The sequence below is a fragment of the Nafulsella turpanensis ZLM-10 genome (assembly GCF_000346615.1).
Classification (GTDB): domain Bacteria; phylum Bacteroidota; class Bacteroidia; order Cytophagales; family Cyclobacteriaceae; genus Nafulsella; species Nafulsella turpanensis.
The window spans coordinates 1-15066 of the sequence record NZ_ANNU01000008.1 but is presented as its reverse complement, the minus strand read 5'-3'; the positions used below and the strand labels follow the sequence as shown (position 1 = coordinate 15066).

12 protein-coding genes are annotated in these 15066 nt (G+C 47.7%); 9 read left to right on the top strand and 3 right to left on the bottom strand.

What is annotated here, in order from left to right:
* The first annotated feature begins 3 nt into the window (after positions 1-3).
* From F752_RS0103865 to F752_RS0103845, 5 genes are all read left to right on the top strand, one after another.
* Entirely contained in the window at positions 4-2010 is a 2007-nt protein-coding gene (locus tag F752_RS0103865; RefSeq protein WP_017730418.1) for a PD40 domain-containing protein, read from the top strand.
* 120 nt (positions 2011-2130) lie between these two features.
* Complete coding sequence (locus F752_RS0103860; protein ID WP_017730417.1) at positions 2131-3606, top strand: sodium:solute symporter family protein; 1476 nt, start codon at positions 2131-2133, stop codon at positions 3604-3606.
* A 256-nt stretch (positions 3607-3862) separates the two neighbouring features.
* On the top strand, positions 3863-4192 hold the full coding sequence (locus tag F752_RS0103855; RefSeq protein WP_017730416.1) for a hypothetical protein: 330 nt from the start codon (positions 3863-3865) through the stop codon (positions 4190-4192).
* Between the two features lie 236 nt (positions 4193-4428).
* Positions 4429-5160, top strand: coding sequence for a hypothetical protein (locus tag F752_RS0103850; protein WP_017730415.1), 732 nt, complete (start codon positions 4429-4431; stop codon positions 5158-5160).
* 145 nt (positions 5161-5305) lie between these two features.
* A complete protein-coding gene (locus F752_RS0103845; protein ID WP_017730414.1) occupies positions 5306-8755 on the top strand; it encodes a pyruvate carboxylase in 3450 nt (1149 codons plus the stop codon).
* 20 nt (positions 8756-8775) lie between these two features.
* On the opposite strand, the gene F752_RS0103840 is transcribed toward F752_RS0103845, so the two are convergent.
* On the bottom strand, positions 8776-9555 hold the full coding sequence (locus F752_RS0103840; protein ID WP_017730413.1) for a lysophospholipid acyltransferase family protein: 780 nt from the start codon (positions 9553-9555) through the stop codon (positions 8776-8778).
* A gap of 109 nt (positions 9556-9664) precedes the next feature.
* Here F752_RS0103840 and F752_RS0103835 point away from each other — a divergent pair, with 109 nt between their 5' ends.
* Positions 9665-9871, top strand: a complete 207-nt coding sequence (locus F752_RS0103835; RefSeq protein ID WP_017730412.1) for a hypothetical protein — start codon at positions 9665-9667, stop codon at positions 9869-9871.
* Between the two features lie 161 nt (positions 9872-10032).
* Here the strand turns inward: F752_RS0103835 and F752_RS0103825 are convergent, their stop codons facing one another.
* The gene (locus tag F752_RS0103825) at positions 10033-10926 is read right to left on the bottom strand and encodes a diacylglycerol/lipid kinase family protein (protein WP_017730410.1); all 894 of its coding nucleotides are present in this window, start codon (positions 10924-10926) and stop codon (positions 10033-10035) included.
* Positions 10927-11332: 406 nt separating this feature from the next.
* Between F752_RS0103825 and F752_RS0103820 the strand changes: the two genes are divergently transcribed.
* The 3 genes from F752_RS0103820 to F752_RS0103810 all read left to right on the top strand — a co-directional run bounded on the left by F752_RS0103820 (position 11333) and on the right by F752_RS0103810 (position 14063).
* On the top strand, positions 11333-12049 hold the full coding sequence (locus F752_RS0103820; RefSeq protein ID WP_017730409.1) for a YebC/PmpR family DNA-binding transcriptional regulator: 717 nt from the start codon (positions 11333-11335) through the stop codon (positions 12047-12049).
* Between the two features lie 364 nt (positions 12050-12413).
* Complete coding sequence (locus F752_RS0103815) at positions 12414-13571, top strand: zinc-dependent alcohol dehydrogenase (protein ID WP_026135495.1); 1158 nt, start codon at positions 12414-12416, stop codon at positions 13569-13571.
* A gap of 12 nt (positions 13572-13583) precedes the next feature.
* Positions 13584-14063 carry a hypothetical protein gene (locus tag F752_RS0103810; RefSeq protein ID WP_017730407.1) on the top strand — a complete coding sequence of 160 codons (480 nt, stop codon included), beginning with the start codon at positions 13584-13586 and terminating at the stop codon, positions 14061-14063.
* 136 nt (positions 14064-14199) lie between these two features.
* Here F752_RS0103810 and F752_RS0103805 read toward each other — a convergent pair whose 3' ends face one another.
* A complete protein-coding gene (locus F752_RS0103805; protein ID WP_017730406.1) occupies positions 14200-14820 on the bottom strand; it encodes a pseudaminic acid biosynthesis-associated methylase in 621 nt (206 codons plus the stop codon).
* Positions 14821-15066: the final 246 nt, after the last annotated feature.

Genomic DNA, 15066 nt, shown 5'->3' with positions numbered 1-15066 from the left:
TTCATGAGTATTCAGTTGAGCTTTGCGCAGGCACAAACCCGCTCCTTTTTATTTGATATTAAAGGGCCCGCTGCGAAAGGTCGTATCCTTTTTAAGGAAGAAAACTATAAAGAAGCCATTCCTTATTTAGAACAGGCCCTGCAGACTGGCAGAAAAAGTGCTGACCTGGACCTTCAAAGGAAGCTGGCCTTCGCTTATGCACAGGCAGGCTCAGCCAAAGCAGCAGCTGAATTATACACCCGCATAGTCGGTGCCGGCGTAGCGCTGGAAAATGAACACCTGATGCTCTATGCCAATGCGCTTATGGCAAGCGGAAAAATAGAAGAGGGCAAGCGGGTTCTGGCCCGGTATCTGAAAGATGAAGGGGTGGTAGAACGCATCCGCATACTCGAAACCAAGCTTTCGGAGGAGAGTCTCTATCGTGATACCATTCGCTACAGCATCAGGCCCGTAAGTATCAATACCAAAGGTGCTGAGTTTAGCCCCTATGTGCTGGACCATGGGGTTATTTTTGTGTCTGACAAGCCCCGGGCAGGGCTTATTAAGCAGCATTTTACTGCCGACGACAGCTATGGGCTCGACCTAGTTTATGGCCGTATTACCGATGGCGGCGACATAAGTGACCTCACCCGTCTGAGCAGTACGGTCAATACTGCCATGCCCGAAGGACCGGGCGTTGTATATAATAAAGGACGAAAGCTCCTGTTTACCCGCTCAGGGGAAAAGCATCAGATGCAGCTTTACGAGGCCACCACCACTTTTAATCCTACCAGCTGGGTAAAGGTTAAGCCTCTTAATTTAAAAGTAGCCAGCGCAGTGGGGCATCCGGCCGTAGCCGATAACGGGCGGGTGATTTATTTTGTGTCGGACATGCCCGGAGGTTTTGGCGGCACGGATATTTACCGGGTAGAAAAACAGGGAAATGACTGGACCCCGCCCCAAAACCTAGGACCCCTCATTAATACCAGCGGCAATGAAATGTTTCCTACCCTCTTGGGGGATGATAAACTCTATTTCTCCTCCAACGGACGTTTTGGCCTGGGAGGACTGGATATTTACGAAGCATTACTCGCCGGAGACTCTGTAATCCATTTACGCAACATGGGAGTGCCCTTCAATTCAGCAGGCGATGATTTCGGTTTGTCCTTCCACCATAGTGGTAACTGGGGCTATTTCAGTTCCAGCCGCAAAGGAGGAGCAGGAGAGGATGATATCTATCGCGTAGATGTACATGTAATTACCCTGGCCGGAAGAGTGTATGATGCAGTTAATGAAAAAGGCATAGAAGGAACCAGAATCAGTCTCTGGCAAAACAGGCAGCTGATAGATGAGACGATGAGCGACCAGAGAGGGGAATATGCTTTCAGGCTATACCCGGGCGAAGAATACGAGCTGGTATACGAGCGGGAGGAGTATCGTGCCCACCAGGAGACACTCTCTACCGTACATGGCCCCCGGTATGGCATTCGCTCGCAGTCTACTGGCCTGGAACGAAAAGTAAAGATGTTCGTGCTCGGTACGATACGGAAGAGTAATAAAGAGCGGGCAGCCGGAGCCCATATGCTGGTAGTGGAACAGTTGGGCGAAGGAATCGATACTGTGTATGCCGATGAACGTGGAAATTACGATCTCGAACTGGATGTAAAAAGTAAGTACACCTTCCTGGTAAGCTGTGAGGAAGAAATGTCGCTGAGCGATTTTAGCACACCTGAAATTGGTAAAGCCTCTCTATCATACTACGAGAACCTAAACCTCCTGCCTGTTCGGCCCTACCGGGTGGAAGGGCAGGTAAACAGTAACCGGAAGGGAAGCTTCGTCATCAGTCTTTTTAACAGCTTAACTCTTAGCCAGGAATACCTGCTCACCGATGAAGAGGGCACTTTTTCTTTCGAAGCACACCCCCTGGCTGATTATGAAATTTGCCTGATGGACGCCCCTTCCACAGCCTCTGTTTATTTGAAAGGGGGCTGGCATAAAGCCGTTCGTAATGTACGGCTAAGAAGTGAATAGGCTTAAGGAGCCAATTTGCAATACAGGTCCCTGTTTTTTACTTTTAAGGTTCTTGACTTTATAGCAGGGTGGGCTTCTATGCTCTCGACTGCTTTATTCTGCTGTTAAAACCTTTCTGGTATGCACCTTGTCGACCTCGGTATCTTTATTACTTATATGCTTGCCATGCTGGGGGTGGGCTATTATTTTCTGCATAAAAATAAGAGTACCGACGACTACTATGTAGGTGGCAGGCAAATGGGAAGCTGGCATATTGGCCTGTCGGTAGTAGCGACCGATGTGGGTGGTGGCTTTTCCATAGGGCTGGGAGGGCTTGGGTTTATCATGGGCCTTTCAGGTTCCTGGATGCTGTTTACCGGTCTTATTGGCGCCTGGTTAAGTGCAGTTTTGCTGATTCCCACCATAAGCAGGCTGAGCAGGGAATTTCGCTGGCTTACCTTCCCGCAGATATTCGAGCACTTTTACAATGGGAGGGTGGCCCTGCTCGCAGGAATTATTTCGGCCATTGGCTATTTAGGCTTTACCGCCTCGCAAATACTGGCCGGTGCTAAACTGGCGGCAGCCTCCTTCGAAGGACTGAGCCTCGATACTGCTCTGCTGGTAATGGGCATAATAGCAATTGTGTATACCGTAATGGGAGGTATGAAAGCGGTTATTTATACCGATACCATACAATGGATCATTCTGATGGGCGGACTTGTTTTTATTGGTATTCCACTTAGTTATTTTGCTGTCGGAGGCTGGGAGCAGGTGTCGGCTACACTTCCGCCCGAAATGCTCTCGCTGCAGAATGTAAGCTGGCAGCAGTTTGTTAACTGGGCGGTCACCATTATTCCCATCTGGTTTGTGGGCATGACCCTTTACCAGCGAATTTATGCCAGCAGGAGTACAAAAGAGGCACAAAAGGCATGGTTTATTGCCGGCCTTTTTGAATACCCGGTTATGGCCTTTATGGGTGTACTGCTGGGCTTATTTGCACGTGTAGGTTTTGAGCAGGGACTGTTTACTGACCTGGGGTATGCGGCAGGCGCTGAGCTCGACCCGGAAATGGGACTGCCTATACTGCTGCGGCAGGTACTGCCGGTAGGTTTAATGGGACTGATGCTGTCGGCCTACTTTTCCGCTATTATGTCTACCGCCGACTCCTGCCTCATGGCGGCTTCCGGAAATGTGCTGACAGATATTCTGTCGCGTTTCTGGCATTTTAGCGAGCAGGCAGTGCTGCGTATCTCTCAACTGCTCACGCTCTTAATTGGTGCTGCGGCATTATTGCTGGCCTCTGCCATGCAGAACGTACTGGGAATGATGCTTTACTCCTATGCATTTATGGTCAGTGGATTGTTTATTCCTGTTCTGGGAGCACTCTTCTGGCCAAAAGCTTCCTCGCTGGCTGCTTTCTGGGCCATGCTGGCCGGCGGCTCGGTAACCCTCGGGCTTATTGTTGCGGCCACAACGCTGCCTTACAACCTCGACCCGATTATATTTGGCATGCTGGCCTCTTTGCTGGTATTCCTTGTTCTTGGCACTTTGTTTCCGCGCAGGGGCCGCCAGCAACACAGAGGAGTGCCTGCTGCTGAAAACAGTAAAGCAGGGTAGTCGTTATAAAAGAAAGCTGAACAGAACGCTCTGTGTTTCTTCCTTTTACCTGAAATCCAGGAATTTTATTCTTTCCTCAGATATAAAAAACAAGATACGGGCGATTGCGTAAATAAAACTTGCTGATGAATTTAGTGAAAAATTTGCAAGCATAATTTTTTTATCGCACTATTGCTGTACAAAGTTCCTGTAGGGAGTGAACCTAAAAAAGAGCAGCATTACCCGGACAGCAGCATATAAAAATACATTTCCAATTATGAGCAAGAAAAGGATTGTAAAAGACTATGAAAATCTTCCCGAAGAGATTGTTTCACGGGTAAAGATGGAGTATCCGCAAGGGTTTGCCGAGCATTTAGTTTCTTTTACAAATAAGGAAGGTAAAAAAGTATCGGCCCTCCCTTTTGAAACTGAAGATATCTATTACCTCATCCGGATGACGATGAAGGAAGCCCGGCAAATTATCAGTGAAGATGAAGATTATGATGATGAGGGCAACCTTCGCGACGATTACACCATGGAGGACTATGATGCCGGTGAGGATGATGAAGAGGAAGATGGTCTGAAGAATACCTACGACGATTATTGAAAGCGAAATGGCCGAAGTGGCCGTTAGCTACCAGATAAATAAACAAAAAAGTGTTTGTCCGAACCGGCAAACACTTTTTTGTTTTTGAGGTTTGCAAATTAGCGGTTGCATTTTTGTTGGTGTGGCGAAAGGATAAAGCCGCTTGCCTTGCTGGTGAAGCGGAGAAGGAAAAGCTGGTATGACGGGAAATAATAATTTTCCCGTATATTAACATCCTGTACAAAATTTCAAAAAACTTGAACCGCAACTACCGTTACAGACTTTTGCTTTTACTGGCTGTTCTGTGGATGGGGGCCTGCAATAGTAAGGAGCCTTCGGAGTCTCCGGCATCGCCCCGGCAGGAAGAAACCGTTTCTGAAATGCCCGCATTTACCGGAAGGCTCTATACAAGCGGATTGTCGGTTGCTGAAACAGAAAAGCTGCAGTTAGAGCAGCCGGTTTATCAGCTTAGCGGGAAGAAGAGCTTTTTCTTTTCCGGGCCCGACAGTTTACGGTTTTATATCGGGCGGTGTTTAGGTGTGAATGGGGAGGTTAAAAGCGGTTGGGAAGAATGGCCGGAGCAACTAAACGGGCAGTTTACTTATGGCAGGGCAGCACTTACCGTACAGGAATTGCAAGTTCTGCATCTCAAAGATTGCCCGGACATAGAAGGGAAGGGAACAGCTATTGAGTCGACAGGAATGGTAGATACGTTTAGCGGAAATTTGAGAAGAATGGAGCGACCGGCCCCGGATGTGGCTTACGATTATGCCTTAGAGTTAGCAGAACCTTACCAGGATGCCAGCCACCCGGTAGAACCGGGGAAGTGGGTAAAGGAGCTTCCGCTGGTGGTTTTTGATGCCGGCCAAATTAACCAGCTGGAAGCAGCGCTGGCCAATGATGAAACGATAAGCCTGAAAGCCTCCCGCGAGCAGGGGTATGCAGAGCAAACAGTACTGCGTCTCCAGGCTATTGTAGAAGGGAAATAGCAGACTTTTTGCTAAACCTTTCAGGCATTTTTAAGATTTTTTCTATTTTTATGGAATTTCAAACGATTGCATCGCAAATCAGTTTTGTTTTTTAATGTAAGGAGCTTATTATAAGTATCCATAATTTTTTGAAACTTCAACCTTCATGAGCCAATCTAAAATCAAGAAAATCAAGAAACTGCTTGTAGCTAACCGTGGCGAAATTGCTATTCGGGTGTTACGGGCAGGGTCAGAACTTCATATTCGTACGGTGGCTATATACACGTACGAAGACCGTTATTCCCTTCACCGTTATAAAGCAGACGAAGCCTACCAAATTGGTACGGAAGACGACCCGCTGAAACCCTACCTCGATGTGGAGGAAATAATCTCCCTGGCCAAGCAAAAAGGAGTCGATGCCATTCACCCGGGCTATGGCTTTCTTTCCGAGAACGTAAATTTTGCCCGCCGCTGCCGTGAAGAAGGCATCATTTTTATTGGTCCTGAGCCGGAGGTAATGGATCAGCTCGGCGATAAGGTGCGGGCAAAAGAGGTAGCGATTGCCGCCAATGTGCCTATTATCGAAGACAGCAAAGAGCCGCTCACTTCCCTCGACATTGCTAAAAAGGAAGCCGCCCGTATAGGTTACCCGGTTATGGTAAAAGCAGCTGCAGGTGGTGGTGGCCGTGGCATGCGGGTAGTGCAGAATGAAAAGGAGCTGGAGAAGTCCTTTGGCGAAGCCCGTAATGAAGCACGCACCGCTTTTGGTGACGATTCGGTATTCCTGGAGAAGTTTATCCAGAATCCAAAGCACATTGAAGTGCAGATTATGGGCGATAATCATGGAAATATCATCCACCTCTACGAACGCGACTGCTCCGTGCAGCGCCGTTTCCAGAAGGTGGTGGAAGTAGCCCCTTCGACCCTGCCCGATGAGGTGCGCGGCCAGCTCTATGAATATGCCCTCCGCATTGCCCGCCATGTAAACTACAACAACGTAGGTACGGTGGAATTCCTGGTCGATGAAGATGGATCCGTTTTCTTTATCGAGGTTAACCCGCGCATTCAGGTAGAGCACACGATTACCGAAGAGGTAACAGGCATCGATATCGTACGCTCCCAGATTCTCATAGCCCGCGGATTTGAACTGTCGGACCCCCGCCTGCAGGTAAACCGCCAGGAAGATATCCAGTGCAGTGGTTTTGCCATCCAGTGCCGTGTTACCACGGAAGACCCGGAAAATAATTTCCAGCCCGACTATGGTACCGTTATCGCCTACCGGAATGCCGGTGGCTTTGGCATTCGACTCGATGAGGGCTCTTCTTATCCGGGAGTGCGGGTATCCCCTTTCTTTGATTCCATGCTGGTGAAGATTTCCGCCTCCGGGCGTACGCTTAAAGGAGCGGCCCAGCGCCTGCACCGGGCCCTGCGGGAATTCAGGATTCGAGGGGTAAAGACCAATATCGGCTTCCTCGAAAATGTGGTAACCAATCCAACCTTTTACGAAGGAAGGGCCACGGTAGGCTTTATCAAGAACCACCCGGAGCTGATGCAGATTCCGGTAAAGCGCGACCGCGGTACCCGCATGCTGCGCTATATTGCCAATACCACCATAAATGGCAACCCCAGCGTCAAGTTCATCGACAGTACTAAAAAATTCAGGGTACCTAAGGTGCCGAAATACGATAAGCTGGGGCCTTATCCAAAGGGTACTAAGGACCGCCTGACCGAGCTCGGTCGGGAAGGTTTTGCCCTGTGGCTGAAAAATGAAAAAGCCATCCAGTATACCGACACCACCTTCCGCGATGCGCACCAGAGCCTGCTGGCTACCCGCATGCGTACCATCGACATGCTGAAAGTAGCCGAAGGCTATGCCAAAACTCACCCGGAAGTATTTAGTATGGAAGTATGGGGTGGCGCCACTTTCGATGTGTGTATGCGCTTCCTTAACGAAGACCCATGGCAGCGGCTCCGCCTCTTCCGCGAGGCCATGCCTAACATACTGCTGCAAATGCTGCTCCGCGGCTCAAATGGCGTGGGCTATAAAGCATATCCTGATAACCTGATTGAAAAGTTTATTGAGAAGAGCTGGGAAACCGGTATCGATATCTTCCGGGTATTTGACTCCCTTAACTGGGTGGAGGCCATGAAGGTAAGTATACGTGCCATACGCGAACGCACAGGTGCCCTTGCCGAGGCCGCCATTTGCTATACCGGCGATGTGCTTGACCCGAACGAAAAGAAATTTACCCTGCAGTACTATGTCGACATGGCCCGCCAACTGGAAGATGAAGGTGCGCACATCCTTGCCATAAAAGACATGGCCGGCCTGCTCAAGCCGTATGCTGCGGCTGAGCTGGTAACGGCGCTGAAAGATGCCGTTGACCTGCCGGTGCACCTGCACACGCACGATACTTCTTCTATTCAGCCTGCCACCTACCTGAAGGCTATTGAGGCGGGCGTAGATGTGGTGGATGTGGCCCTGGCTTCGATGTCGGGCCTTACTTCGCAGCCGAACTTTAACTCTGTGGCCGCCTTTATGAAGGGGCACGAGCGGGAGCAGCCGTTAAACCTGCGCTCGCTTAACGAGTACAGCACCTATTTCGAAGATGTGCGGGAGTATTACTATCCCTTCGAATCGGGACTTAAAGCCGGTACGGCCGAAGTGTATGAGCATGAAATACCAGGCGGACAGTATTCGAATCTGCGTCCGCAGGCATCAGCCCTGGGACTGGAAGAGAAGTTTGAGGAGGTGAAGAAGAACTATGCCGTGGTGAACGATATGTTCGGCCACATCGTAAAAGTGACGCCATCGTCGAAAGTAGTCGGCGATATGGCCATCTTCATGACTTCCAATAATCTTACCGAAAAGGATATATATGAGCGCGGACATACACTGAGCTTTCCTGAATCGGTTGTGAACCTGATGAAGGGCGAGCTGGGCCAGGCACCGGGTGGTTTCCCGACTGAACTGCAAAAGGTGGTGCTAAAAAGCCAGCAGCCGTTTACCGACCGCCCGAATGCCCACCTGGAACCGGTAGATTTTGATAAAGATTTCGAGGAGTTTCAAAAGAAGTTTAAGGACGTGAACTTCCTCGACTTCCTCTCTTACCAGCTGTACCCCAAAGTATTTGCCGACTTCCACAAAGTTCGACAGGAGTACGGTAACCTTATGTACCTGCCTACGCCAGCCTTCTTCTACGGCCTCAAGAACAATGAGGATATACTGGTAGAAATTGACGAAGGTAAGAGCATTATAATTAAGCTGCTCTTCATTTCGGAACCGAATGAGAACGGACAACGCCTGGTTTCTTTTGAGCTCAATGGCCAGACCCGCCGCGTTTGGGTGCGCGACGAAAGCCTGAAAGCAGCCAAACCTCTACACCGTAAGGCCGAGGCTGAAAATGAAGTAGGGGCACCTTTGCAGGGCCGTATTGCGCAGGTACTGGTAAAAGAAGGCGATACCGTGAAAGAAAACCAGTCGCTCTTCGTTATTGAAGCCATGAAAATGGAAACGACCATTTCAGCTCCTTTCAGTGGAAAGGTAAAGAAAGTACACTTAACCGGAGGTACCATGGTAGAGCAGGAGGATCTGGTGCTGGAGCTGGAGCAGTAAGGCTTAAGCCAACCCAAAGCTTATAAAGACACTGCCTCGGCGGTGTCTTTTTTTGTTTGGCTGGCAAGTGGTACAGCATGAGTGATTTCCCCCGCCATAAGCTGGTACACCTGCCGTTTAAATGTTTCTACCGTGTCACCTGCTTCTTCTGAAGGCATAAGTGGTGGTAATATTTTTACTGTAATCTTGCCGGGTCTCATCAGGCTGCTGCCGGGAGGCATTAGCTTTGATGCTCCCCGAATAACAATTGGTACCACGGGCGTTTGAGTCTCCAGGGCAATACGGAAAGCACCATCATAAAATGGGGCCAGCGGGGCAGTGGTTTTGTTAATGGTCCCTTCAGGAAAAACAAGCAGGCTGGTGCCGGACCGAAGGGCGTGGGTGAGGCGTTCTATGCTCTGTCGCCGGCTTTCTGCATTAGAGCGATCAACCATTTCTGTAACGGCCCGGGCTACCCAGCCAAAAGCAGGGATGGCCGCAATTTCTTTTTTTGCCAGGGTTTTAAAAGGGCCCGGCGCTACCAGCGGCAGGGCAGGGGCATCGAGGTAAGAGGTGTGGGTAGGGGTGAAAATATATGTTCTCCCGTCTTTGAGATGTTCCTGCCCTTCAATCTGGTATCGAATGCCGGAGAACAGGCGAAAGCCCTGTGCCCACAGGTGTAGGCCCCGGAAACTTAGCCGGTTTCCATGGAGTTTAAACAGCAGAGGAATGGTAATGAGGGGCGCACATAAAAACATGAAAATAAGAAACACTATGCTTGCATAAATGGTATATAATAATAACAGAAGCCGGGTAATCATATTCAGAAAATACGCTTATTGTAATTTTTCTCTTCGATTCTTTTATGGAGAGCTGGTATGAGCGGTTTTGCAAATAAATTTAGAACTTCCCTTTAATATTTTATACAAGATGCAACCAAAAAAAGCAAAAGATTTCGTTCAAAGCCTGCGCGAGCTTAATGCAGCCCTCTCAGGACTGATTAAAAATATCAGGAAAGATATTACAATTCTGGAAAACAGTATCTCCCAGAATCGGCAAACTCTGCAAAAGCCTTACCTCGATAAAGAGCTGAAGGGGAATAACCTGTTACAAAGCCTGCGCAAGCATATTAATTAAATAGATAGAAAATAAACTGCTGATTTAACTAAAACAGGTCTTATTTTTTAATTTAAATAGCTGGAGGAGGAAGAAGGGAGAGGTAGGAAATCGCTCATTTTTAAAATTATCAAAGTTTCTCTTCTTAAACAGTCCGCTCACGCTTGAACATTCTACTGCCATCACTTTTTTACCTTCGGTGCAACTATCTTTAGGCTGAGGGGAAGAACCCTGATGTGTAGACTTTCTTTTATCGGTATAAATTCCCCGTCAATATGCATGTATTCTGTTTGAGGGCTGCTGATTTCCACCTCTTTCGTTCGAAGAATTTTCATGTAGGGGTTCTGGTGAATACTTTTATGGAAGAGCTGCCAGCCTAAACGAGGTACCTCATAAGCGGGGAAGGGAGATAATAAGCAGAGATTCAGCCAGCCATCCTGTATATTGGCCTCCGGCGCTATATAAGCATTGTTCCCATATTGCGCTGCATTTGCCAGACCTACCACAAAATACTCGCCTTTAAAGGTCCCTTCATCGGAGCGGATATGATAGGTGTGGGGCCTGAAGCGAAAATATTCTTTCATGGCCATACGAATATAGCTGGCAAATCCTCGTGTATGGGTTACAGCAAACAGCCGGCCTATATGAGCATCGAAGCCAAGACCAGCTGTACAGAAAAATGGCTTTCCATTTGCTTCCCCGGCATCGATAATGGTGTAGGAGGGGTGGTTCAATAAGCGTATAGCCTTAATTGTATCGACAGGGATGCCCATATGGCGTGCCAGCCCGTTACCGGAACCAAAAGGAAGAATACCAAGCGCGCTTGAAGAATAAAGGAGCCCGCAGGCTACCTCATTTACCGTTCCGTCACCGCCTACGGCCACCACAATATCGGCCCCTGCTTCCGCAGCCGCTTTTGCCAGTTCACGAGCATGTAACGGGCGGGCTGTTTCTGCAATTTCGTAGCTGTACAACTGCTGGTTCAGGTGCTGCTTTAGGAGCGCCGGCACCTGGCTTTTTTTTCGGGTACCCGAAATAGGGTTGAGAATAAAAACGATTTTCTTTCTGCTTATCAATGCACTGGCTTTTATAAGGCCCCAATCGGGCGGTGATGGTTTAATGTACTCAGTTTCAGTGATTAAAAATAAGAGTTGAAACCCTGAAAATTAATTATCCGTACGGGAAAGTATTGGAAAAGTAAATTTTCCGGAGTATTTTTGAAATAACTTAAATTTAATTATTAACCTCTTTGCTTGCAAATTAGCCTGTTGTGGGTACGCCTGCAACAGGCTTTCCTTTTAATAATCCCCGTACTTTCCATCCTCTTAGTAATTCAGTCTTTTCCTTCCGGTCTTCTATTACTTCTGTTATTCTTTCTGCTTTAATAATGCCAGTCCTGTATTGTTTGCAGGAATAATTTTTAAGGCTTGTATCCTTGAAAACAAGGGAAATGTATTAAATTTGCGCCTTTAGCATTGTATTATGGGAAGAGCATTTGAATACCGCAAGGCCAGGAAAATGAAGCGCTGGTCGACCATGAGTAAAACCTTTACCCGTATCGGTAAAGATATTGTAATGGCTGTAAAAGAGGGAGGAGGCGATCCGGAAACCAATGCCAGGCTCCGGGCTGTTATCCAGAATGCCAAGGCGGCCAACATGCCTAAAGATAATGTGGAGCGTGCCATTAAACGTGCCACCTCTAAAGATACCGAAAACTACAAAGAAGCTACTTTTGAAGGTTATGCCCCGCATGGTGTTGCTGTGCTTATTGAAACAGCAACCGACAACAACATGCGAACGGTCGCCAACCTGCGCAGCTATTTTAATAAGTGCGATGGTAACCTGAGCGTATCGGGCTCAGTCGATTTTATGTTTGAGCACAAATGCCACTTTAAAATCGAAAACAGCGGGCAGGATATTGAAGAACTCGAGCTGGAGCTTATCGACTATGGTGCCGAAGAGGTATTTGCCGATGAGGAAGGAATCATGATTTACGCCCCTTTTGAGGATTATGGAAAGCTGCAGAAAGCACTGGAAGAGAAGGGGCTGGAGGTTATCAGTTCAGGCTTTGAGCGTATTCCTATGGATGTAAAGCATTTAAATGAAGAGCAGCGGGCCGATGTGGAGAAGCTGCTCGAGAAGCTCGAGGACGACGATGATGTGCAGCATGTGTACCATAACATGGCAGAGGAAGAATAGATACTTTAGAAAAGGAAGCCCGGTGAGAACACCGGGCTTTTTTATGCGCTACATCCTCGGGCGCTTTCCCTGGTAAAGTGCAAAATATGAAATGATTATTTTTCGTGCTTCTGACAGCCAAGTAAGCTGTTCCTGTTTACATTTTTACTTACTGTTATTTTTTTCCTCCGTCTGTATACTCTGCAGCTTGTTTAAATAGCTGGTTGAAAGAGGAACGATTGGCTGTACAACTGCTTACCTTCCTGCTATCAGCTTATTTGTCAAACCTTTACAGAGAAAGTGCCGTTACTTGAATTACAGGTGAGAGCTGTTTAGCAGCCCTGCCTTAACAGATTTTTTAACACTAAGCAGAAGGGATTTTTTTATGATAGCAATGAATTACCGCGGACCACAAAGAATCCGCGTTGACCGCGATACTCCCATGCCCGAAATTCTCCATCCGCAGGATGCCATTGTACGGGTAACACGTGCCTGTATTTGTGGTTCCGACCTCCACCTTTATAACGGGAATGTACCCGATACCCGAGTGGGAGAAACTTTTGGACATGAGTTTATTGGAGTAGTCGAAGAAATTGGCTCAGATGTTACTAAATTAAAAGTAGGCGACCAGGTAATTGTGCCTTTTAACATCGCCTGTGGCGAATGTACTTTTTGCGAACAGGAGCTTTATTCCTGCTGCCACGAGGCAAACCCCCAGGCGACAGCGGCAGGTGGTATTTTTGGCTATTCACACATGACTGGCGGTTACAATGGTGGACAGGCCGAATACGTAAGAGTCCCTTACGCAAATGTCGGACCAATGGTAATTCCGGAGGGCATGCACCCCGATGATGCCGTTTTACTGACTGATGTAGTACCGACAGGTTACCATGCCGCCGAAATGGGCGGCATTCAGAAGGGCGATACTGTGGTTGTTTTTGGTGCAGGTCCTGTAGGTATTATGGCCGCTAAAAGTGCCTGGCTATTTGGTGCAGGTCGTGTTATTGTGTTTGATAAGGAAGAGTATCGCCTTGATTTTGTACGCAAATATGCACAGTGCGAAGCTTATAACTTTTTATCCATCTCCGACCCGGTGGTTTTTATGAAGAAAACAACTGACTCACTCGGGGCCGATGTTTGTATCGATGCCGTGGGTGCCGAAGCTTCCGGCAGTAAGCTGCAAACGGTAACAGGCCGTAAAACACTCATGCAGGCAGGTTCTGCTACCGCATTGCAGTGGGCCATTAATTCTGTAAAAAAAGGAGGCGTTGTATCGATTGTTGGAGTGTATGGGCCTACGGTTAATATGGTACCAATTGGTAATGCCGTAAACAAAGGGGTTACTATTCGCGGAAGCCAGACCTCTGTAAAGCGTTTGCTGCCAAAACTGGTTAAGCATGTTCAGGATGGAATTCTGGATCCAAAGGCAATTATTACCCACCATATTCCATTGGAAGAAGTGGCCGATGGCTATCGTATTTTTGCAGATAAGCTCGACAATTGTATTAAACCAGTACTTGTTCCACCATCAGCCAACATTTAAAGAAGGATTATTATGGAAAATAAAGCAAAAGACTATTCACATATTAAAGGCTGGGGCATTGATGCCGATCCAAAGAATGACCCAACCTACCCCATGCGAAAGCGGGAGAATGAAGACCATGAAGGATATAGCTGGGACCGGCCGCCGCAGCAGCCTGTAGATATTGAGGTGCTCCATTCCATTGAGCGGCCTAATGTAACAGCTGTATTCGGAACCTCCAGGCCTCCCCGCGGGCTTAGTGGCAAAATCCGCCGCTTTGCCTTCAGGTATGGCGAAGGCAGCTTTGCCCATTGGCTTCCCCTGGTAATGGCCGACAGGGTAGATGTGGTGGAAGGAATCCTGGATGATTTAAGAAAAGGACATTTACCTAACATATGGGCCGAAAGAGGCATGGGTGCGGAGTGGAAATATAACCGGAAAGGTTTGCTCCAGCGAATGGCCGTGACCACTGCTCTAACGGCCGCTGTTATTGTGCTGTTAAAGCGCGACTAATTAAAAGAAAAAATAAACTTCGGTAGAGGCTTCTGCAGTTGATTAAGCTGCTTAATGTTTTTCTGGAAATGGTAAGCAGAGGGGAATCCGGGAATTCCCCTTTTTTTATGCCGCTCCGCTTTAATCGGTACTCTCCCTACTGTTTCTCAAGAAGAAACCAGGTAATATCATCCTGCGGAAAGGCCTTATCTCTCCTGTAGCAGAATCCATAGTCTGCTAAACTTAAATCACTGTATTTCTCCAGCATCTCACCGGCAAAATCCCTTTTAAACAGCCGATCCTTATGGCCCCTGTAGCTGATAGAAACTGGCGAAGGGTTATAGTACTCGCAAAGCAAAATGTATTTACCAGCTGTCCGATAAAGCTTTTCATACACAAGCGGGAGCATTTCGGGATTTATGTGAATTAATACTCCTTTTATGAGCGCAACCTCATACTCCTGCTCAGGCTCATAATCGAAAATGGAACCGTTAAATACATTCCCGCTCCCGATAAGCCTGGACAGTTCATTGGCTGCTTTTCGGTTAATTTCTATTCCCGATAATCTTATGTTTGGGAACAACAGCTGAATAGCCTTCAGGTTGATGCCAATGTTGGCGCCAAACTCCACTAAGGAGGCCGGTCGGCCGAGTTGCCTGAAAGCATGGGAAAAGAAATTTAAGTTAGAGGCTAAATACTCTTCACTCCTGTTTCTGCCGATGTAGTCGTTGCCGAATTCTCCGGCCCAGAATGCTTCCTGTTCTGTCTTAAAATTCATTTTATATTATTATCACGTGGATCGCTAGTTAAGCAATAATAGCGGGTTTAAAAAATGTTTTTGCCTGGCACAACCCATGTTGTTCCGGGAGAGGGGAAGCTGCTATCGCTCCTGATAACATTCATCCCGATTCCGCCTTAAATGTAAAGATTGTTTTTGGTAAAATGGGTAAGCTTAACTTTTTAGAAGAATAGTGCTCACGGCTAATCTCTTCGAGCAGCGATAGCAAAGACTGCCCCTTCAGAC